The following is a 19,341-nucleotide window of genomic DNA, read 5'->3' as shown; positions in this document are numbered from 1 at the left end:
GGGAGGAAAAACAAATGATTCGTGTGATTATGCATGGTTGTAACGGTAAGATGGGGCAGGTCATCACAGGACTTTGCAAGGAAGATCCGGATGTGGAGATCGTTGCCGGCATTGATGTCGTAGATAATAGAGAAAACGGATATCCGGTATTTACAGATATCAACGCATGTGATGTCAAGGCAGATGTGATTATTGATTTTGCAGCAGCCGTTGCGGTTGATAAGCTGCTTGATTATGCAGTTGATAAGCAGGTTCCAGTTGTACTTTGTACGACCGGACTTTCCCCGGAGCAGCTCAACAAGGTATCTCTTTGCTCTGAGAAGGTAGCAATCTTGAAGTCTGCCAACATGAGTCTGGGTATCAATACGTTGATGAAGCTCCTGAAGGATGCAGCAAATGTATTTGCACCAGCCGGTTATGATATTGAGATCGTAGAGAAGCATCATAATCAGAAAGTGGATGCACCATCGGGAACAGCACTGGCACTTGCCGATGCGATCAACGACGCCAGAGACAATGCGTATGAGTATGTCTATGACCGTTCGCAGGTAAGAAAGAAGCGTGACAAGAAAGAACTTGGTATCTCTGCGGTACGTGGCGGAACGATCGTCGGTGAGCATGAGGTGATTTTTGCAGGTGTGGACGAAGTGATCGAGTTTAAGCATACGGCTTATTCGAAGTCTGTATTTGCCAAGGGCGCAGTGGAAGCAGCAAAGTTTCTGGCAGGAAAGCCGGCAGGCTTTTATGATATGGCAGATGTGATTGGATAAGCGAGGAACGATTATGTATCAGGATGAAATTATTTTGTGCAGTGCTTCAAAGTACACGCAGAAGTATTATTTGAATGAAGATTTTGACAATCTGCCGACTGAGGTTAAAAAAGAGCTTCGGATTCTGTGCACGTTGTTCACAGAAGATGTTGGTGGAATCATTATGCTTGTGTTTGACAGTATGGGAAACCTGAATATTGTCACTGACGCGGCAGAGGAAGATATCCTGTACGACGAGATTGGCTGTGGTTTAAAAATCAAGCAGATCAGAAAGGAAAAGAAGGAATTGTTTGAACAGCTGGAGCTGTATTTTCAGACATTTTTCCTTAGCTAAGGGGAAGATATATGTTATTTGCAGTAGACGTTGGAAATACGAATATTACAGTAGGACTGTTTGATGGAAAAAAGCTGATCAAGACGTTCCGTATCACAACTGGTACGGCACGTACATCGGATGAGTATGGCGTGTATTTTGTGGATTGGCTTCGGGTACGGGATATACATGTTTCAGAGATCGATGCGGTTATTATCGCGTCCGTTGTACCGAAGGTTATGCACTCTCTGACGAGTGGTATCATCAAGTATCTGAACATTCAGCCGATTATTGTTGCACCAGGCATCAAGACTGGAATCAATATTGCAATTCCGGAACCAAAGACACTGGGTGCCGACCGTCTGGTCGATGCAGTGGCTGCGTATGAGTTGTATGGCGGCCCGGTAATCGTTGTAGATTTTGGAACTGCAACGACGCATGATCTGGTATTGGAAGGTGGCGTGTTCCATTCGGGGGCGACATCGCCGGGAATCCGACTGGCGGCAGCAGCACTCTGGTCCGGGACTGCAAAGCTTCCAGAAATCGAAATCAAGAGACCAGATACGATTCTGGCAAAGGATACAGTCAGCAGTATGCAGGCAGGTGTATTCTATGGCTATGTTGGTCAGACTGAGTATATTATCCGCAGGATCAAGGAAGAGTCCGGACTGGATAACATCAAGGTTGTGGCAACTGGCGGACTTGGTAAGCTGATTTCAGAGAATACCGATTGTATTGATTATTATGATGCAGACCTCACACTGAAAGGCTTGCAGTTAATTTACGAGAAACAATAAAGGACGAAACGATGGATTTTACTGGTAAAATCGCATTGGCACCAATGGCAGGTATCTGTGACCTGCCATTTCGTCTCTTATGCAAAGAGATGGGCTGTGATATCGTATACACGGAGATGGTGAGTGCCAAGGGCATGTATTATAACAACAAAAATACGGGACCGCTGCTTATGACAAAACCGGAGGAAGCGCCAATTGGCGTGCAGATCTTTGGCAGTGAACCGGAGCTTATGGCATCACAGGCAAAAAGACTGGAGGATAAGGGATTTTCTTTTATCGATGTCAACATGGGATGCCCGGTTCCGAAGATCGTCAACAACGGCGAAGGTTCCGCGCTGATGAAACAGCCAGAATTGATCGGAGATATTGTCGATGCACTGGTGCATGCGGTTTCGCTTCCAGTTACGATCAAGATCCGGGCAGGCTTTGATGCAGAGCATATCAATGCGCTGGAGGTGGCACGGATCGCGGAGCAGGCAGGCGTTTCTGCAATCGCGGTGCATGGAAGAACAAGAGAACAGTATTATCACGGACAGGCAGACTGGGATGTGATCCGGCAGGTCAAAGAAGCAGTGTCTGTGCCGGTAATTGGCAACGGTGACATTACCTGTGCGGAGGATGTGCTTGCAATGCGGGCACAGACGGGCTGTGACAGTGTGATGATCGGAAGGGCGGCGAAAGGAAATCCTTGGATCTTTCAGGATATCAGTCATTTCCTGAAAACCGGAGAACATCTGGAAAAGCCGAGTGTGGAAGAACGGAAAGCGATGATGCTGCGCCATGCGTCTTTGATGGTGGAATACAAAGGGGAATTCACCGGGATACATGAGATGCGTAAGCATGTGGCTTGGTACACGCAGGGCATGCCGGATTCGGCGAAGCTGCGCGCGAAGATCAATATGGTGGAAACCTACGATGCACTTGCGGCTATGGTGCAGGCGCTGTAAGCTTTTTGGAGATAGAAATCGAAGTATAAGCGGTGTGATACTGCTCGTTTGTCATGGAGACAATGTAATTTCTGGCGTATGCCTTACTGATTCCATGTGCTGCGAGTGTGTCCGCCGCTTTGTTGTATGCGATGGCAGCGGAAATCTCGTCTGCGTAAGTGCCGACGATGAAATCGCCATTTACGTGGATTTTAGTCTGGTATTGCACCTGACCGGAAGCGGATTCTTTTCTCTGGACGCCGGCATACTGGTTGATGATCTCGATGTTGGAATAACGGAAATCAAGTGCATCGCCGTTTGTCATGCGGTAGTCTCTGCCGTAGACAGAAAACGGACGGATGCCGTAGCGGGACAGGATGCTGTACTGGCTTCCGTAGTCGCTGACGAAGAGATAACCGCCTTTTTTCTGGATTTTCTTAGATGCATAGAAGAACAGATCATCCCGGTCGAACTTCAGAATCTCTGTGGCAGACATATGGTATTCAAAATATTTTCTGCGCAGGTAGATCGGTGTTTTGAAATAAATGCCGTTGTCGCGGAAGTTGATGAGACATACGAATTTGTCATGGGAAAGGCAGGAAAACAGGCTGTATTCTGACAGCGTGATCTCTGCGTGATCCAAGATCAGGCGTGCTTCCCTGTAGGTGCGCGAAGCAAGCTCCTCTGTTGCGAAGCTGCCAAGGCTGATATGTTTTTTCAGATATGTGATGGAAGCACGGTAATAGGTGCTGCCATCTTTTTTGGTTGCTGTATAGATACCAGGTAAAGCTGCCATAATCTGAGTGAGGGGAAATCCTTTCCGTGATATTATGTGCCATAAAAATACAAAATCCGCACATAAAATCAGTATAACGGCTGCACAGGAAAAAGTCCAGTCTGCCGATCGAAAAAAGTCGTGAAAAAGTCGCGAAATTACTTGACCGAACGGCATTCTTGAATTATAATCATGAAAGTGTAAATGTAACCTTTTTGTAACAATTTTATCATAAATTCCAAATCGGAATTGCATGAGGAGAATAGGAACAATATGGACGCAGGTAAAATCGCAACGATTGAATTGAATATGGATTCCAAAGAAAAAAAGGATAAGAAACAGAGAGAACCGGGGAAAATGAAAAGTTTCCTGCAGGCATACGGAAAGTATGTAGGTGCTGGCGCTGTGGCACTTGCATTGGTCATTGTCTGTGCAGTCTCACTGGCAGACCGGATCGCAAATCGTGAGGTTGCAACCGGTGTTATGATGACCGTTGCAGATCTGACGAAGGATAAAGAACCATTTTCAGGAGATCTGTTTGCAAGTACTGCAATCAGCTACAATGATATGGTAAACGTAAATTATGAGACAGACCAGCTTGCACAGTTAGAGCGTGCAGAACAGCAGATTGATGAGATTCTGACAGCCAGAAGACAGGATAAACGGGATCAGGCGGCTTTGGAGGCATTGACCGCTGTGCATAGCGGACCGGGTGAGATTGGCGAGTACGATCCGAATGCCGTCGTTGTGGCATCCGCAGAGACCGATACAACAACTACTACGACAACCGCTTCTACACCGACGTATGTACCAGCCGATGCGAACGGAAAGTATCAGTATCTGGGTGAATACCTGCTGACTGCATACTGTCCATGTCCAATCTGTTGTGGTAAGTGGAGCAATATGGAGAATCCGATCACAGCAAGTGGTGCACGTGCGACAGCCGGATGGACAATTGCTGCACCGAAGAATTTTGCGTTTGGTACAAAGATCATGATCGATGGACAGATCTATGAAGTACAGGATCGTGGTGGTGCGATCACAGGAAATCATTTCGATGTGTTCTGCAATACACATCAGGAAGCTTTGAACTTTAACATGAGAACAACCTCTGCCTATCTGGTAGTTGAATAAAAGGAGAAAAAGATGGAACTGGTTTACAGAAGTACAAGAAATGCACAAGAGACAGCGACCGCTTCTATGGCGATTTTGAAAGGACTTGCAAACGAGGGTGGCTTATTTGTACCGGATACAATTCCGGCATTTGACAAGAGCCTGGAAGAGCTTTCCAAGATGGATTACCGTGAGGTTGCATATCAGGTTATGAAGCTGATGCTGACAGACTTCACAGAAGAAGAGCTTCGTCATTGTATCAACAGTGCATATGATTCGAAGTTCGATACAAAGGAGATTGCACCGCTCGTACATAAGGCAGGTGCGTATTATCTGGAACTGTTCCATGGCGCAACAATCGCGTTTAAGGATATGGCACTTTCCATTCTTCCATATCTGCTGACAACCTCAGCAAAGAAGAACGATGTGAAGAATGAGATCGTGATTCTGACTGCTACTTCCGGTGATACAGGTAAGGCTGCACTTGCAGGATTTGCAGATGTACCGGGAACGAAGATCATCGTATTTTATCCAAAGCATGGTGTAAGCCCAATTCAGGAAAAGCAGATGGTAACCCAGAAGGGTGATAATACATGTGTCATCGGTATCACAGGTAATTTTGATGACGCACAGACAGGCGTCAAGAAGATGTTCTCTGACAAGGAGTTGAACGAGTATCTGGCATCCAAGGGATATCAGTTCTCTTCTGCAAACTCCATCAATATCGGACGTCTTGTACCACAGATGGTATATTATGTATATGCATATACAAGACTCGTTGCAAATGGAGAGATCAAGGCTGGCGACAAGATCAATGTCGTTGTTCCAACCGGAAACTTCGGAAATATCTTAGCTGCTTTCTATGCAAAGCAGATGGGACTTCCAATCAACAAGTTTATCTGTGCATCGAATGAGAATAAGGTTCTGTACGATTTCTTCCGTACAGGTACATACGACAGAAAGAGAGAGTTCATCTTAACAACTTCTCCTTCTATGGATATTCTGATCTCCAGCAATCTGGAGCGTCTGATCTACCGTATCGCAGGCAATGATGCAGAGAAGAACAAGGCTTTGATGCAGGCATTAAACGGCAAGGGTGCTTACACGATCACAGACGATATGAAGAAGCAGTTGGCAGACTTCTACGGAAATTATGCATCTGAGGCAGAGACAGCCGCTACGATCAAGCGTGTATATGAGTCCGATCAGTACATCATGGATACCCATACAGCCGTAGCAGCATCGGTATATGACAAGTATGTGAAGGAGACTGGCGATACAACACCAACTGTGATCGCAAGTACAGCAAGCCCATACAAGTTTACGAGAAGCGTTATGAATGCAATCGACAGTGCATATGACAAGCAGTCTGATTTCGAACTTGTCGATGAGCTGAATAAGCTTTCTGGCGTGAAGGTACCACAGGCAATCGAAGACATCCGTCAGGCAGAGGTTCGTCACGATATCGTCTGCGACAAGGAAGACATGCTTGCAGAAGTAAAGAAGTTTTTGAATATTTAATAACATAGACGCGTTGAGAATACGCGCGGCAGTTCATTCGCACCATCCTGCCGTTAAACAAAACTAGGGCAAACCATAAATGACAGAGTTTATGTTGCGGGTGCTTTGTGCGCCCGCATTTTTTATTGAAGGGAGTTTTCGTATGTATACATTAAAGACAAATGCCAGCTTTGACAGTGCACATTTTCTGGCAGGCTATGAGGGAAAATGTTCAAACATTCATGGACATCACTGGACAGTGGAAATCGAGGTAGGAAGCAACAGTCTGGAGATGGGAGGAAATAACCGTGGTATGATCGTGGATTTCTCCAAATTAAAAACAGATCTGAAGAACATCGCAGATGCACTCGACCATTGTCTGATCGTGGAGATTGGAAGTCTGAAACGCAGAACGCTGGATGTGCTCGAAGAAGAGCATTTCAAGGTTGTAGAAGTGATGTTCCGACCGACTGCAGAGAACTTTGCAAAGTTCTTCTATGACGAGATGAAAGGAAAAGGCTATCATGTCTTAAAGGCAACGGTGTATGAGACACCAAATAACTGTGCCGCATATATGGAGTAATATGGGAAAGTATAAAGTAGTAGAAACGTTTGTCAGTATCAACGGCGAGGCAACCCATGCTGGAGAGCTTGCATGCTTTATCCGGTTTGCCGGATGTAATCTTACTTGTGGATACTGTGATACGAAATGGGCGAATGAACCGCAGGTGCCATACAAGAGTATGAGTGCGGAAGAAATCTATGCGTATATCAAATCCTGTGGCGTGAAAAATGTGACGCTGACGGGCGGAGAGCCGTTGATCCAGCCGGAAATTGAATGGTTGATCACACTTCTGTCAGCGGATAAAGCCCTGCGCGTAGAGATCGAGACGAACGGAAGCGTGGATATTGCCGGATACGATGCACGCCCAGAGAATGTCTGCATGACGCTTGACTATAAGCTTCCAGACAGTGGGATGGAGCAGTTTATGCGCACAGAAAATTACGCATGGTTAAAACCGCAGGATGCAGTGAAATTCGTTGTTTCGTCGACAAGAGATCTGGAAACGGCGAAGAAGATCATTGAGACATATGATCTGTGTGCGAAGGCAACCGTATATTTGAGTTCCGCATTTTCAGCGATCACACCGGCACAGATCGTAGAGTACATGATACAGGAAAACATGAAGGATGTCCGGTTACAGCTACAGATGCACAAATACATCTGGGATCCGGAGAAAAAAGGAGTATAAGATGGCAATCGATAAAGAAGCAATCAAAGAACATATCCGCGGGATTTTAGTTGCCCTTGGCGATGATCCCGACCGAGAAGGATTAAAGGAAACACCCGACCGGGTTGCCCGCATGTATGAGGAAGTATTTGAAGGAATGAACTATACGAACGATGAGATTGCAGAGATGTTCAACAAATCGTTCGAGCGTCCGGGCAAGGATACGAGTGACATGGTCCTGGTCAAGGATATCGAGGTGTTCAGTTATTGTGAGCACCATATGGCACTGATGTATGACATGCATGTATCAGTCGCTTATATTCCGAAGGGAAAAGTGCTCGGACTTAGCAAGATCGCACGGATTGCAGATATGGTCGCAAAACGCTTACAGTTGCAGGAAAGAATCGGTACCGATATCGCATATATTATGAGTAAGGTGACTGGAAGTGAGGATGTGGCAGTTGTGATCGAGGGAAGCCATAGCTGTATGACAGCTAGAGGTATCCGGAACGCAAGTGCAAAGACGTTCACGACGACATTTACCGGTGAGTTCGAGAAGAATGAGACATTGCAGAACAAACTGATGATGTTACTGAAATAAGAGCTGAACATAGAAGATGAAAACAGAGGATAAGAAGGAGTGATTATTATGCAGCATAAGAAGAACAAAGAAGCAGCCGTTGTTGTATTTAGTGGAGGACAGGACAGCACAACCTGTCTGCTGTATGCGAAGAAACATTATAAGAAGGTGTATGCCGTATCGTTTGATTATCACCAGAGACATGTGGCAGAGCTTGATGCAGCGAAGGAAATCTGTGAGAAGCTGGATGTGGAGCAGACAATCATGGATATGACATTGTTAAATCAGCTCGCACCGAATTCTCTGACCCGTGATGATATGAAGGTGGACAGCGATGCACCGGCAGAGGGTACACCAAATACATTTGTCGATGGAAGAAATATGCTGTTTTTGACATTTGCAGCGGTATTCGCAAAGCAGAAGGGTGTCACGGATATCCTGACGGGTGTATCCCAGAGTGATTTCTCTGGTTATCCAGATTGCAGAGATGAGTTTATCAAGTCCTTAAATGTATCTTTAAATCTGGCGATGGATTATGAATTTGACATTATCACACCGCTTATGTGGATTGACAAGGAAGAGACATGGGAGCTTGCCGATAAGCTCGGTGGATTTGATCTGGTTCGCAATATGACATTAACATGTTATAATGGCATCAAGGGCGATGGCTGTGGCAACTGCCCTGCATGTAAGCTGCGGAAAAAAGGCTTGGATGCATATCTTGCCAGACGATAAAGGATAATGGAGGGAAGCCATGAAACGCTTGTTATTTATTATCAATCCGAAAGCCGGACGAACGGCGATAAGAAATGATTTGTTTGAGATTATCATGGTATTTTCACAGGCTGGATACGAGGTCGTGACGTATCCGACACAGGGACCGGAGGATGCAGAACGCAAGGTGCGTGTCGACGGCGAAGATTACGATCTGATCGTGTGCGCAGGTGGCGATGGAACGCTCGATAACACGGTCTGCGGATACTCCAAGATGGGACACAAAAAAGTGCCGCTTGGTTATATCCCGGTTGGAACGACAAACGATTTCGCACGAAGCCTTCGTATCTCAAGAAAACCCATTGAAGCGGCAAATCAGATTGTAAATGGAAAATGTACGAAGGTTGATATCGGACAGTTCGCGGACAAGTCGTTTATCTACATTGCGGCATTCGGTATTTTCACCGATGTGTCATATAATACGAATCAGTCCCTGAAGAAGGCAATCGGACATTCGGCATATATTATTGAAGGAATTAAAAATATCGGAAATTATAAAGGCTTTAATCTGACGGCACAGTTTGACGAGAAGGTCATCACTGGAAAATATCTGTATGGTATGGTGACCAATACGCTTTCGGTTGGCGGATTCAAGCTGCGAGGAGCCAAGCATGTCGTGTTGGATGACGGAAAATTTGACTGCCTCTTTATCAAGATGCCATCAACACCGGCGGAGATGCAGCAGATCATCCGTGGACTTCTGCAAAATGAAGTTGAGGGAAATGAGATGTTCTTTGAATGCAAGGCGTCCCGTGTTGTTGTAGATGGAGAACAGGAGATCGCATGGACACTCGATGGGGAGTTTGGCGGAAGTTTGAAGCATGTGGAGATCTTAAACCAGCAGCAGGCGCTTGATATTATGCTGCCGCAGATCAACATTGAGGAAATGGCAAACCAGCCGAGTGATGACGATGACGCGATGGATGAAGAGCGTGACGAGGAGACTGCTTACACGGAAGATGATATTGATCTTGAAGATCTGTATAGCCGGTATGCACTGCATTATCCAGAGGAATCTGCACAGACAGAGCCGGATAAAAAAGAGTGAGAACCGCTTTGCTATGCCAATTCTTTACAAGTAAGAGAAAAAAGAATATAATAAGAATAATGCACACGTGCATAAAACGATGAAGATAAAATTTAGACAGCTAAATTGAAAGGGGAAAATAATGGGAAAGTATTTCGGAACAGACGGATTCCGCGGTGAGGCAAATGTAGACCTGACAGTGGAACATGCGTACAAGGTCGGAAGATATCTCGGATATTATTTTGGTAAGGAGAAGCAGGGGGATGACCGGGCACGAATCGTCATCGGAAAAGACACGAGACGTTCGAGCTATATGTTTGAGTATTCCTTAGTTGCCGGACTGACAGCGAGTGGCGCGGATGTATTTTTGATGCATGTCACACCGACACCGAGTGTGTCCTATATCGTGCGTGCCGATGAGTTTGACTGTGGAATTATGATTTCTGCGAGCCACAACCCATTTTATGATAACGGAATCAAGATCATTAACAGTCACGGTGCAAAGATGGATGCGGCTGTTGAAAAGTTGATTGAGGATTATATCGATGGACTGGTACCGGAGATTCCATTTGCAACGAAAGAAAAGATTGGACGGACGACGGATTATTCGATGGGTAGAAACCGTTATATCGGTTATCTGATGACACTCCCAACACGTGCATTCAAGAATCTGCGTGTCGGACTCGACTGTGCAAACGGTGCATCTTCGACGGTTGCGAAAGCAGTGTTCGATGCACTTGGCGCGAAGACATATGTCATCAATAACACACCGGATGGTACGAATATCAATACGAACTGTGGTTCTACCCATATTGAGGGGCTGCAGAAGTTTGTTGTAGAAAATAATTTAGATGCAGGATTTGCTTATGATGGCGATGCAGACCGTTGTCTGGCTGTTGATGAGAAGGGTAATCTGGTGGATGGCGATGCGATCATCTACATCTGTGGAAAATATCTGCGTGACCGTGGCAGACTGAACAATAACAAAGTCGTGACAACCGTCATGTCAAACCTTGGTCTGTACAAGGCATTAGATGCAGAAGGCATCGGCTATGAGAAGACTGCAGTCGGAGACAAATATGTCTATGAGTGTATGATGGAGAACGGATATATCCTCGGCGGTGAGCAGAGTGGACATATCATTTTCTCGAAGAATGCAAGAACGGGTGATGGCGTTCTGACATCCCTGAAGATCATGGAAGCAATGGTGGAAGAGAAGATGCCGCTTTCTGAACTGACACGCGGACTGACGATCTACCCACAGCTTCTGGTGAATGTTAAAGTTACAAGTAAGAAAGAAGTTATGGAAGACGCAGATGTACTTGCAGCCGCAAAGAAGGTGGAGGAAGCACTTGGAGATGATGGAAGAATTCTACTTCGCCAGAGTGGTACAGAGCCACTGATCCGTGTGATGGTGGAAGCCAAGACCGATGAAATCTGTAAAGAACATGTAGATGCGGTAGTCGATGTTATCCGAAGCAAAGGATACGAAGTACAGTAAGGATATAGAATGAATAATACCAGAAAACTTGAGACTTCACTTGTATTTCTTCTCAAGGCGATTTTGAATTTGATATTGTTCTTTGTATTGTATGGAATTTATGCGAAATCAAACTGGCAGCTGTGGAATCTGTCGCGAACATCCGGTATTACAATCGCAGCGTATGTAGTAATGCATTATATGTTTTCGACGATCTATGGACATTACGACATAGGAAAACGAAAGAGTAAACCGATCGTGCTGTCCCTGTTTTTGAATCAGGTATTTACAGATGTGATTTCTGTGATCGTTCTGTCGATCATGAATACAAACCAGATGAAAAACCAGAGCTTCAAGCTGGAACAGCCATATCTGCTTTTGCCGATTATTGCAATCCAGTTTGTGACGATCCTGATTTTCGTGTATGGCGGCAATCATTTGTATTTTAAGATCTATCAGCCGGAGGATTGTATTATCATTACATCTTCCCAGCAGAGCTTAAATGAGATTGTGCGCGGCGTTTTAAAATACAAGCTGCAATACAAGGTAAACAAGGTAGCGGACTATCGGGACGCAAACCTCAAGCAATACATTCTGGAGCATGATACGATATTTATCTATGACGTTCCGGTGCAGGATCGGACAAAGATCTTAGAGTACTGTTACCAGAATATGAAGAATGTGTATTTCAACCCGGATATGCATGATGTGATCGAGAAGAGTGCGAAGCATTTTATCTTAGACGACGTATCGGTATACTGTAATTATTCCAAGGGGCTGACTCTGGAGCAGCGGTTTATCAAGCGGGCGATGGATATTGTAATCTCTGTGATTGCGTTGATCCTTACCTCGCCGATTATGCTGGTTGTCAGCATTATGATCAAACTCGATGACCACGGAAGCCTCATTTTTAAGCAGAACCGTGCGACGCGGGACGGAAAGATCTTCTCTGTATACAAGTTCCGCACAATGCGGGAGAATGTAGAGAATTATTCTGTGGTGGAAGATGATGAGCGTGTGACGCGTGTCGGAAAATTCCTGCGGAAATACCGGCTGGATGAGATCCCACAGTTTTTCAATGTATTAAAGGGGGATATGAGTGTCGTTGGACCAAGACCGGAGATGCTGGCAAACGTATTTAACTATACATCGGTTCTGCCAGAGTTCGAGTACCGTCTGCGTGTGAAAGCAGGTATCACCGGACATGCGCAGATTGCCGGAAAGTATAACACATCCCCGAAGGATAAGCTGATCTTAGATCTGACGTATATTGAAGAATACAGCTTCTGGCTGGATATCAAGCTGTTGTTCCAGACGTTGATTGTCCTGTTTAAGAAGGACAGTACAGAAGCGTTCCACAGAGGCGAAGAGCTGGTGTTTGAAGAATATCAGCCACCAGAGTCGGTGAATCCCCCGGTTGAGGGAACAGAATAAAAAAAAGAACTGTTCACGAAAATGCGTGTACAGTTCTTTCTTTTTCTATATAACGGAATTGGAATACTTACAGGTTCTGCGCATACTCCTCAAATATGTAATCGTACATAGACGGCAGACCGACGAACTCACAGCCATAACGATAGCCGGCGTTGCCAATTGGTGTTACATACAGAATCTTCACAACGGATAAGATTACTTCTTCCCGGTTCTCGAATTCAATCGTTGCATTGAAATAATAATTGACCGGAAGCTTGGACAGGGACATAAAGCCGATACCAGCTTTGGATATATCGAAGACCTCGATTTCGGCATCAAGATTTTCGATTTTTACACCATCCTGCTTAAATAAATTAGAAACTTCCAATTTGAGTTTGATTGGAAGTCTGACGTTCTTTCTTTTTTCCTGCATACGAACCCTCCAGCTTGGAATTTTTATTAGATTGGCACTATTATATCAAAAAAACAAGTGAAACGCTATATAAATTCACGAAAACTCGAAAAAAACACATAAACTGTTTGATACTTTAAGTTATCTAGGTTATAATAAGCAAGGTTTGAAAAAATTATCAAAAAAAGAAGCGATATGCGGATAATAAGATTATAATGAGAGGAACGTGCGATATGAGTGATGTAATGGAACACTATCAGGATGATGGTCTGCACGAAGAATGTGGAGTCTTCGGTATGTATGACTTTGACGGACACGATGTGGCTAGAACGATTTACTACGGATTGTTCGCTTTGCAGCACAGAGGACAGGAAAGCTGTGGTATTGCGGTATCTGATACCGAAGGACCAAAGGGCAAGGTGCTGTCTTCTAAGGGTATGGGACTTGTGAATGAGGTATTCACACAGGAAGACTTAGATAAGCTCAAAGGCAATATCGGAGTTGGTCATGTACGATATTCAACAGCCGGTGCGAGTACCAGAGAGAATGCACAGCCGCTTGTACTGAATTATATCAAGGGTACCCTTGCCCTGGCACATAACGGGAATCTCGTCAATGCACCGGAGCTTCGAAGAGAACTCGCACATGATGGTGCAATCTTCCAGACGACGATCGACTCCGAGGTGATCGCATATCATATTGCCAGGGAACGTGTAAAGACATCTTCGGCAGAGGAAGCAGTTCAAAATGCCATGAAGAAGCTGGTCGGTTCCTATTCCCTGATTGTCATGAGTCCGAGAAAACTGATCGGTGCCCGTGATCCGTTTGGGTTCCGTCCACTCTGCATCGGAAAACGCGACAATGCGTACGTGCTTGCATCGGAAAGCTGCGCACTTGATACAATCGGTGCAGAATTTGTTCGGGATGTGGAACCGGGTGAGATGGTTGTTATATCACCGGAAAAAGGGATTGAAAGTCACAGAGAGTTGTGCCAGAAGGAACACGGCAGATGTGTGTTTGAATATATTTATTTTGCAAGACCGGATAGTGTGATTGATGGGATGAGTGTATATCAGTCGCGTATCATTGCCGGAAGATGTCTCGCAAAGGACAGCCCGGTGGACGCGGATTTGGTTGTTGGTGTACCGGAATCCGGAAATGCAGCGGCACTTGGCTATTCGCTCGAATCCGGTATTCCATACGGAACTGCTTTCGTAAAAAATGGCTATGTTGGACGAACCTTTATCAAGCCGAAGCAGAGTCAGCGTGAATCCAGTGTGCGCGTGAAGTTAAACGTGTTAAAGGATGCAGTTGCAGGAAAACGTGTGATCATGATCGATGATTCCATCGTGCGTGGAACGACGAGTGACCGGATCGTCAGTATGCTCAAGGAAGCCGGTGCGAAGGAAGTGCATGTGCGGATTTCATCCCCACCATTTTTGTATCCATGTTATTTCGGAACGGATGTACCGGACAGTGACCAGTTGATCGCATACAACCGTACCATTGAGGAAATCCGTCAGATCATCGGTGCGGATTCCCTTGGCTATCTGAAGCTGGAACGGCTGCCGGAACTGACCGGTGGCAGACAGTTCTGTCAGGGCTGTTTCACAGGAAAATGGCCAATTGATCCACCAAAAGAAGATATTCGTGGCGAATATGACGCATAAGGTGTATAATAGAAGAACATATGAGGAAAATATATAAATTTGGAGGTTTTTATGAGCAGAGACAAGTATGTAAGCCCACTTTCAGAGAGATACGCAAGCAAGGAGATGCAGTATATCTTCTCCCCGGACATGAAGTTCAAGACATGGAGAAAATTATGGATCGCACTTGCTGAGACCGAAAAGGAGCTTGGACTAAAAGATGCCGATGGCAACCCACGTATCACAGACGAGCAGATCGAAGAACTGAAAAGCCATGTAGAGGATATCAACTACGATGTGGCAAGAGAGCGTGAGAAGCTCGTGCGTCATGACGTTATGAGTCATGTGTATGCATATGGACAGCAGTGTCCGAAGGCAGCAGGTATCATCCATCTGGGTGCAACAAGCTGTTATGTTGGCGATAACACAGATGTCATCATTATGACAGAGGCAATGAAGCTCGTTCGTACAAAGCTGATCAATGTCATCAATGAGCTTGCAAAGTTTGCAGATACCTATAAGGATCTTCCGACTCTGGCATTTACACATTTCCAGCCTGCACAGCCAACGACAGTTGGTAAGCGTGCGACACTCTGGATGCAGGAGTTACTGCTGGATTTAGCAGACCTTGAATATATGATTGGACAGCAGAAGCTGCTTGGCTGTAAGGGAACAACCGGTACACAGGCAAGTTTCTTAGAGCTGTTTGAGGGCGACCATGAGACCGTGAAGAAAATCGATGGAAAGATTGCTGAGAAGATGGGATTTGCAGCCTGCTATCCGGTTTCCGGACAGACCTATTCCAGAAAGGTCGATGCGAGAGTCTTAAATGTACTTTCCGGCATTGCGATGTCAGCCCATAAGTTCTCTAACGATATCCGTCTTCTTCAGCATCTGAAGGAAGTAGAAGAGCCGTTCGAGAAGAACCAGATTGGTTCGTCAGCGATGGCATATAAGCGGAATCCTATGCGTAGTGAGCGTATCGCATCCCTGTCTGACTATGTGATGGCAGATGCTTTAAATCCGGCAATTGTGGCAAGTACACAGTGGTTTGAGCGTACACTGGATGATTCTGCAAACAAGCGAATTTCTGTACCGGAAGCATTCCTTGCCATCGATGGTATTCTGGATCTGTACTTGAATGTCGTAGATGGACTTGTCGTATATGACAAGGTGATCTACCAGCATTTCATGAAGGAGATTCCTTTCATGGCAACCGAGAACATCATGATGGATGCCGTAAAGCGTGGCGGAAATCGTCAGGAGCTGCATGAGAAGATCCGTGAGTATTCGATGATCGCGGGTGAGCAGGTGAAGAAGTATGGAAACGAGAATAACCTGGTAGAGCTGATCGCATGCGATTCTGCATTTGGCATGACACGCGAAGAGATCGAAGCTCTGCTTGATCCAAAGAACTTTGTTGGTCGTGCACCGGAGCAGACAGCCGAGTTCCTGGCAGAGCAGATTCATCCAATTCTCGATGCAAACAAAGATATCCTCGGCGTAAAGGCAGAGATTAACGTATAAGATGCGTAATCGTCGATGCGTATTGATTTTATTGTAAAAATAAAGTAGAATAGAAAGGTCGACTGCGGTCGATACACTATTAATTGCAAAGTGATAAAAACGGAGGTAACAGGTTAGACTATGGTACAGGCAGTAGTAGGCGCCAATTGGGGTGACGAAGGAAAAGGTAAAATTACAGACATGCTCGCAGAGAAGGCAGATATTATCGTGCGTTTTCAGGGTGGAGCAAATGCAGGTCATACAATCGTAAATAACTATGGAAAGTTTGCATTGCATACACTTCCTTCCGGCGTATTTTATGACCATACAACCAGCATTATCGGAAATGGTGTTGCATTGAATATCCCGGTGTTGTTCAATGAAGTAAAGTCAATTACAGACAAGGGCGTTCCGATGCCAAAGATCCTCGTATCGGATCGTGCACAGATGGTAATGCCATATCATGTATTATTTGATGCATATGAAGAAGAGAGACTGGCAGGAAAGTCTTTCGGCTCTACAAAGTCCGGTATTGCACCGTTTTATTCAGATAAATATGCAAAGATTGGTTTTCAGGTAAGTGAGTTGTTTGACGATGAGGCAGCCTTGCGCGACAAGATCGAGCGTGTGATCGCATCGAAGAACGTATTGTTAGAGTATCTGTACAAGAAGCCGCTTCTGACCGTGGATGAAGTGTACAACACATTGATGGAGTACAAGGAGATGGTAGCTCCGTTCGTATGTGATGTATCTGCTTATTTGTATAATGCAATCAAGGAAGGAAAGCATATCCTCTTAGAGGGACAGCTTGGTTCCATGAAGGATCCGGATCACGGTATCTATCCGATGGTAACATCTTCTTCCACACTGGCTGCTTATGGCGCGATTGGAGCAGGTATTCCTCCATATGAGATCAAGCAGATCGTAACAGTATGTAAGGCATATTCATCCGCTGTTGGAGCAGGTGAATTTGTCAGTGAGATATTCGGAGAAGAAGCGGATGAGCTTCGCCGCCGTGGTGGTGATGGAGGCGAGTTTGGTGCAACAACCGGACGTCCAAGACGTATGGGTTGGTTTGACTGTGTCGCATCTAAGTATGGTTGTCGGATTCAGGGAACAACTGATGTTGCATTTACCGTATTGGATGTACTTGGTTATCTCGATGAGATTCCGGTTTGTGTCGGCTATGACATTGACGGAGAGGTAACAACGGACTTCCCTACAACTGCAAAGTTAAAGAAAGCAAAACCTGTATATAAGGTACTTCCGGGATGGAAGCAGGATATCCGCGGAATTAAGAAGTATGAGGATCTTCCAGAGAACTGTCGTAAGTATATCGAGTTTATCGAAGAGCAGATCGGATTCCCAATCACGATGGTTTCCAACGGACCAAAGAGATCTGATATCATCTATCGTGGATTTAATAACTAAGACGAAATAATAAAACAAAGGCTGTTGCACCAAACGCTTTGGTGCAGCAGTTTTTTAATAGAGAGGTTTATTCTATGAGAAATCTGACAATGCTGATGGATTATTACGAGCTGACAATGTCCAACGGATATTTTGAAAAAGGGTTCAAAGATAAGATGGTTGTATTCGATATGTTCTACCGGAAGAATCCAGATAATGGTGGATTTGTTGTGTCTGCCGGATTGGAACAGTTGATCGAATACATTGAGAACATGCATTTTTCTAAGGAGGATATCGAATTCCTGCGGAGCAAGGGCGAGTTCTCAGAAGGATTCCTGCAGTATCTTGCTGATTTTAAGTTTACAGGAAATATTGATGCGTTGCCGGAAGGCACGATCTGTTATCCAAATACTCCGATTGTCACGGTGACGGCACCGGTGATCGAGGCACAGTTAATTGAGACGATGCTGCTGCTTACGATGAATTTCCAGTCGCTGATTGCCACAAAAGCCTCCCGCATCTGCCGGACAGCGGCTGAGAGTGGTGCGGTTGTTATGGAGTTTGGCGCGAGACGTGCACATGGTGGTGATGCAGCGATTCTTGGTGCAAGAGCAGCCTATATCGGTGGCGCGGCTGCGACAGCAACGGTCATGGCAGATGAACGGTTTGGCGTACCTGCAATCGGTACGATGGCACATAGCTGGATTCAGTTTTTTGACAATGAATACGAAGCGTTTAAGGCATATGCAGAGGTCTATCCGGACAACTGTACATTGCTGATCGATACCTATGATATCTTAAACAGCGGTCTGGTCAATGCCATCCGTGTCGCAAAGGAAGTGTTAGAGCCTGCCGGGAAACGCCTGAAGGGTGTCCGCATTGACAGCGGTGATCTGGCATATTTCTCGAAGAAGATCCGTAAGACACTCGATGCACGTGATATGCAGGACTGCAAGATCGTCGTGTCGAACAGTGTCGATGAATTTCTGATGCAGTCACTGAAAAAGCAGAACGCAAGCATTGATTCCTACGGCGTCGGAGAACGTATGATCACGTCGAAATCCGATCCGGTCTTTGGTGGTGTCTACAAGCTTGCTGCTGTGCAGAATGATGCCGGGGAATTTGTGCCGAAGATCAAGATCTCTGAGAACGTCGAAAAGATCACGAATCCGGGCAGAAAGAAGCTGTGGCGTATTTACAGCCGTGAGACCGGATATGCGCTTGCCGATTTGATCACGATGTACGACGAGGAAGTAAACGGAGATGAACCATTTGCCTACGTGGATCCGGTGAAGCCTTGGAAGAAGATGAAGTTTGAAAATGTGGATGTGAAGGAGCTGCAGGTGCCGATCTTCCGCGATGGAAAGCTGGTTTATGACAAGCCGGAGCTTGATGCAATCAAAGCATATGTGACGGAACAGCTTGACCATCAGATATGGGAGGAGGAACAGCGATTTACGAATCCGCATATCCATTACGTGGATCTGTCGAAAAAACTGTATGAAGTCAAAGAAGAGATGCTTTCACAGGGACAAGGAGAGCTTCACTAAAAAATATTTAAAAATATGCGGTATCCGTTGACAGAAATTATCAGAAATATTAAGATAATTATATATGTTTTAGGATATGACATAGAATTAGGAGAAGGAGAGAATACTCTCTAC

Annotated in this window: 19 protein-coding genes; 17 read left to right on the top strand and 2 right to left on the bottom strand. The window is 45.3% G+C overall.

Going from position 1 to position 19,341, the window contains the following annotated elements; all coding sequences use genetic code 11:
• Positions 1–14: 14 nt before the first annotated feature.
• From dapB to dusB, 4 genes are read left to right on the top strand one after another with little or no spacing between them, the layout of a single operon-like run.
• Positions 15–770: a 4-hydroxy-tetrahydrodipicolinate reductase gene (dapB, locus tag AAAT93_RS08120; RefSeq protein WP_021984177.1), complete on the top strand. Its 756-nt coding sequence runs from the start codon at positions 15–17 to the stop codon at positions 768–770.
• A 13-nt stretch (positions 771–783) separates the two neighbouring features.
• Entirely contained in the window at positions 784–1,104 is a 321-nt protein-coding gene (locus AAAT93_RS08115; protein WP_021984178.1) for a DUF6145 family protein, read from the top strand.
• 11 nt (positions 1,105–1,115) lie between these two features.
• Positions 1,116–1,880 (top strand): type III pantothenate kinase, encoded by a 765-nt coding sequence (locus AAAT93_RS08110; protein ID WP_021984179.1) that lies wholly within the window; start codon positions 1,116–1,118, stop codon positions 1,878–1,880.
• Between the two features lie 11 nt (positions 1,881–1,891).
• Positions 1,892–2,827 (top strand): tRNA dihydrouridine synthase DusB, encoded by a 936-nt coding sequence (dusB, locus tag AAAT93_RS08105; RefSeq protein ID WP_021984180.1) that lies wholly within the window; start codon positions 1,892–1,894, stop codon positions 2,825–2,827.
• Here dusB and AAAT93_RS08100 read toward each other — a convergent pair.
• Positions 2,808–3,602, bottom strand: a complete 795-nt coding sequence (locus AAAT93_RS08100; RefSeq protein WP_117781266.1) for a hypothetical protein — start codon at positions 3,600–3,602, stop codon at positions 2,808–2,810. The two genes, dusB and AAAT93_RS08100, sit on opposite strands and share 20 nt — an antisense overlap.
• 252 nt (positions 3,603–3,854) lie before the next feature.
• Between AAAT93_RS08100 and AAAT93_RS08095 the strand changes: the two genes are divergently transcribed.
• From AAAT93_RS08095 to AAAT93_RS08055, 9 genes are all read left to right on the top strand, one after another.
• A complete protein-coding gene (locus tag AAAT93_RS08095) occupies positions 3,855–4,715 on the top strand; it encodes a 3D domain-containing protein (protein WP_117781267.1) in 861 nt (286 codons plus the stop codon).
• 12 nt (positions 4,716–4,727) lie between these two features.
• A complete protein-coding gene (thrC, locus tag AAAT93_RS08090; protein ID WP_021984183.1) occupies positions 4,728–6,215 on the top strand; it encodes a threonine synthase in 1,488 nt (495 codons plus the stop codon).
• Positions 6,216–6,357: 142 nt separating this feature from the next.
• Positions 6,358–6,777, top strand: a complete 420-nt coding sequence (gene queD / locus AAAT93_RS08085; RefSeq protein WP_021984184.1) for a 6-carboxytetrahydropterin synthase QueD — start codon at positions 6,358–6,360, stop codon at positions 6,775–6,777.
• Between the two features lies 1 nt (position 6,778).
• Positions 6,779–7,447 (top strand): putative 7-carboxy-7-deazaguanine synthase QueE, encoded by a 669-nt coding sequence (gene queE / locus AAAT93_RS08080; RefSeq protein ID WP_195540857.1) that lies wholly within the window; start codon positions 6,779–6,781, stop codon positions 7,445–7,447.
• A 1-nt stretch (position 7,448) separates the two neighbouring features.
• Positions 7,449–8,027: a GTP cyclohydrolase I FolE gene (gene folE, locus AAAT93_RS08075; protein WP_021984186.1), complete on the top strand. Its 579-nt coding sequence runs from the start codon at positions 7,449–7,451 to the stop codon at positions 8,025–8,027.
• A gap of 48 nt (positions 8,028–8,075) precedes the next feature.
• Positions 8,076–8,741 (top strand): 7-cyano-7-deazaguanine synthase QueC, encoded by a 666-nt coding sequence (gene queC / locus AAAT93_RS08070; RefSeq protein WP_021984187.1) that lies wholly within the window; start codon positions 8,076–8,078, stop codon positions 8,739–8,741.
• Between the two features lie 19 nt (positions 8,742–8,760).
• Positions 8,761–9,828 (top strand): diacylglycerol/lipid kinase family protein, encoded by a 1,068-nt coding sequence (locus tag AAAT93_RS08065; protein ID WP_118670806.1) that lies wholly within the window; start codon positions 8,761–8,763, stop codon positions 9,826–9,828.
• A 121-nt stretch (positions 9,829–9,949) separates the two neighbouring features.
• Positions 9,950–11,308, top strand: coding sequence for a phosphoglucosamine mutase (glmM, locus tag AAAT93_RS08060; protein ID WP_021984189.1), 1,359 nt, complete (start codon positions 9,950–9,952; stop codon positions 11,306–11,308).
• 9 nt (positions 11,309–11,317) lie between these two features.
• Positions 11,318–12,721, top strand: coding sequence for an exopolysaccharide biosynthesis polyprenyl glycosylphosphotransferase (locus AAAT93_RS08055; protein WP_227572918.1), 1,404 nt, complete (start codon positions 11,318–11,320; stop codon positions 12,719–12,721).
• Between the two features lie 67 nt (positions 12,722–12,788).
• Here the strand turns inward: AAAT93_RS08055 and AAAT93_RS08050 are convergent, their stop codons facing one another.
• The gene (locus tag AAAT93_RS08050) at positions 12,789–13,133 is read right to left on the bottom strand and encodes a PilZ domain-containing protein (RefSeq protein ID WP_021984191.1); all 345 of its coding nucleotides are present in this window, start codon (positions 13,131–13,133) and stop codon (positions 12,789–12,791) included.
• Between the two features lie 212 nt (positions 13,134–13,345).
• On the opposite strand from AAAT93_RS08050, the gene purF reads away from it, so the two are divergent.
• The 4 genes from purF (at position 13,346) to AAAT93_RS08030 (ending at position 19,227) form a co-directional block, all read left to right on the top strand.
• Complete coding sequence (gene purF, locus AAAT93_RS08045; protein WP_021984192.1) at positions 13,346–14,782, top strand: amidophosphoribosyltransferase; 1,437 nt, start codon at positions 13,346–13,348, stop codon at positions 14,780–14,782.
• A gap of 51 nt (positions 14,783–14,833) precedes the next feature.
• Positions 14,834–16,288, top strand: a complete 1,455-nt coding sequence (gene purB / locus AAAT93_RS08040; RefSeq protein WP_118670808.1) for an adenylosuccinate lyase — start codon at positions 14,834–14,836, stop codon at positions 16,286–16,288.
• 120 nt (positions 16,289–16,408) lie between these two features.
• Complete coding sequence (locus AAAT93_RS08035) at positions 16,409–17,698, top strand: adenylosuccinate synthase (protein WP_021984194.1); 1,290 nt, start codon at positions 16,409–16,411, stop codon at positions 17,696–17,698.
• Positions 17,699–17,772: 74 nt separating this feature from the next.
• Positions 17,773–19,227, top strand: coding sequence for a nicotinate phosphoribosyltransferase (locus AAAT93_RS08030; protein ID WP_118373873.1), 1,455 nt, complete (start codon positions 17,773–17,775; stop codon positions 19,225–19,227).
• Positions 19,228–19,341 lie beyond the last annotated feature (114 nt).

It is taken from the genome of Coprococcus hominis (ex Arizal et al. 2022) (assembly GCF_040094675.1).
GTDB classification, from domain to species: Bacteria; Bacillota; Clostridia; order Lachnospirales; family Lachnospiraceae; genus Coprococcus_C; species Coprococcus_C hominis.
This window is presented reverse-complemented; position numbering and strand designations above follow the sequence as displayed.

Bases quoted from the DNA above. Each gene is read 5' to 3' on its own strand.
- dapB (WP_021984177.1), top strand. From the start codon at position 15: ATGATTCGTGTGATTATGCATGGTTGTAACGGTAAGATGGGGCAGGTC.
- AAAT93_RS08115 (WP_021984178.1), top strand. From the start codon at position 784: ATGTATCAGGATGAAATTATTTTGTGCAGTGCTTCAAAGTACACGCAG.
- AAAT93_RS08110 (WP_021984179.1), top strand. From the start codon at position 1,116: ATGTTATTTGCAGTAGACGTTGGAAATACGAATATTACAGTAGGACTG.
- dusB (WP_021984180.1), top strand. From the start codon at position 1,892: ATGGATTTTACTGGTAAAATCGCATTGGCACCAATGGCAGGTATCTGT.
- AAAT93_RS08100 (WP_117781266.1), bottom strand. From the start codon at position 3,602: ATGGCAGCTTTACCTGGTATCTATACAGCAACCAAAAAAGATGGCAGC.
- AAAT93_RS08095 (WP_117781267.1), top strand. From the start codon at position 3,855: ATGGACGCAGGTAAAATCGCAACGATTGAATTGAATATGGATTCCAAA.
- thrC (WP_021984183.1), top strand. From the start codon at position 4,728: ATGGAACTGGTTTACAGAAGTACAAGAAATGCACAAGAGACAGCGACC.
- queD (WP_021984184.1), top strand. From the start codon at position 6,358: ATGTATACATTAAAGACAAATGCCAGCTTTGACAGTGCACATTTTCTG.
- queE (WP_195540857.1), top strand. From the start codon at position 6,779: ATGGGAAAGTATAAAGTAGTAGAAACGTTTGTCAGTATCAACGGCGAG.
- folE (WP_021984186.1), top strand. From the start codon at position 7,449: ATGGCAATCGATAAAGAAGCAATCAAAGAACATATCCGCGGGATTTTA.
- queC (WP_021984187.1), top strand. From the start codon at position 8,076: ATGCAGCATAAGAAGAACAAAGAAGCAGCCGTTGTTGTATTTAGTGGA.
- AAAT93_RS08065 (WP_118670806.1), top strand. From the start codon at position 8,761: ATGAAACGCTTGTTATTTATTATCAATCCGAAAGCCGGACGAACGGCG.
- glmM (WP_021984189.1), top strand. From the start codon at position 9,950: ATGGGAAAGTATTTCGGAACAGACGGATTCCGCGGTGAGGCAAATGTA.
- AAAT93_RS08055 (WP_227572918.1), top strand. From the start codon at position 11,318: ATGAATAATACCAGAAAACTTGAGACTTCACTTGTATTTCTTCTCAAG.
- AAAT93_RS08050 (WP_021984191.1), bottom strand. From the start codon at position 13,133: ATGCAGGAAAAAAGAAAGAACGTCAGACTTCCAATCAAACTCAAATTG.
- purF (WP_021984192.1), top strand. From the start codon at position 13,346: ATGAGTGATGTAATGGAACACTATCAGGATGATGGTCTGCACGAAGAA.
- purB (WP_118670808.1), top strand. From the start codon at position 14,834: ATGAGCAGAGACAAGTATGTAAGCCCACTTTCAGAGAGATACGCAAGC.
- AAAT93_RS08035 (WP_021984194.1), top strand. From the start codon at position 16,409: ATGGTACAGGCAGTAGTAGGCGCCAATTGGGGTGACGAAGGAAAAGGT.
- AAAT93_RS08030 (WP_118373873.1), top strand. From the start codon at position 17,773: ATGAGAAATCTGACAATGCTGATGGATTATTACGAGCTGACAATGTCC.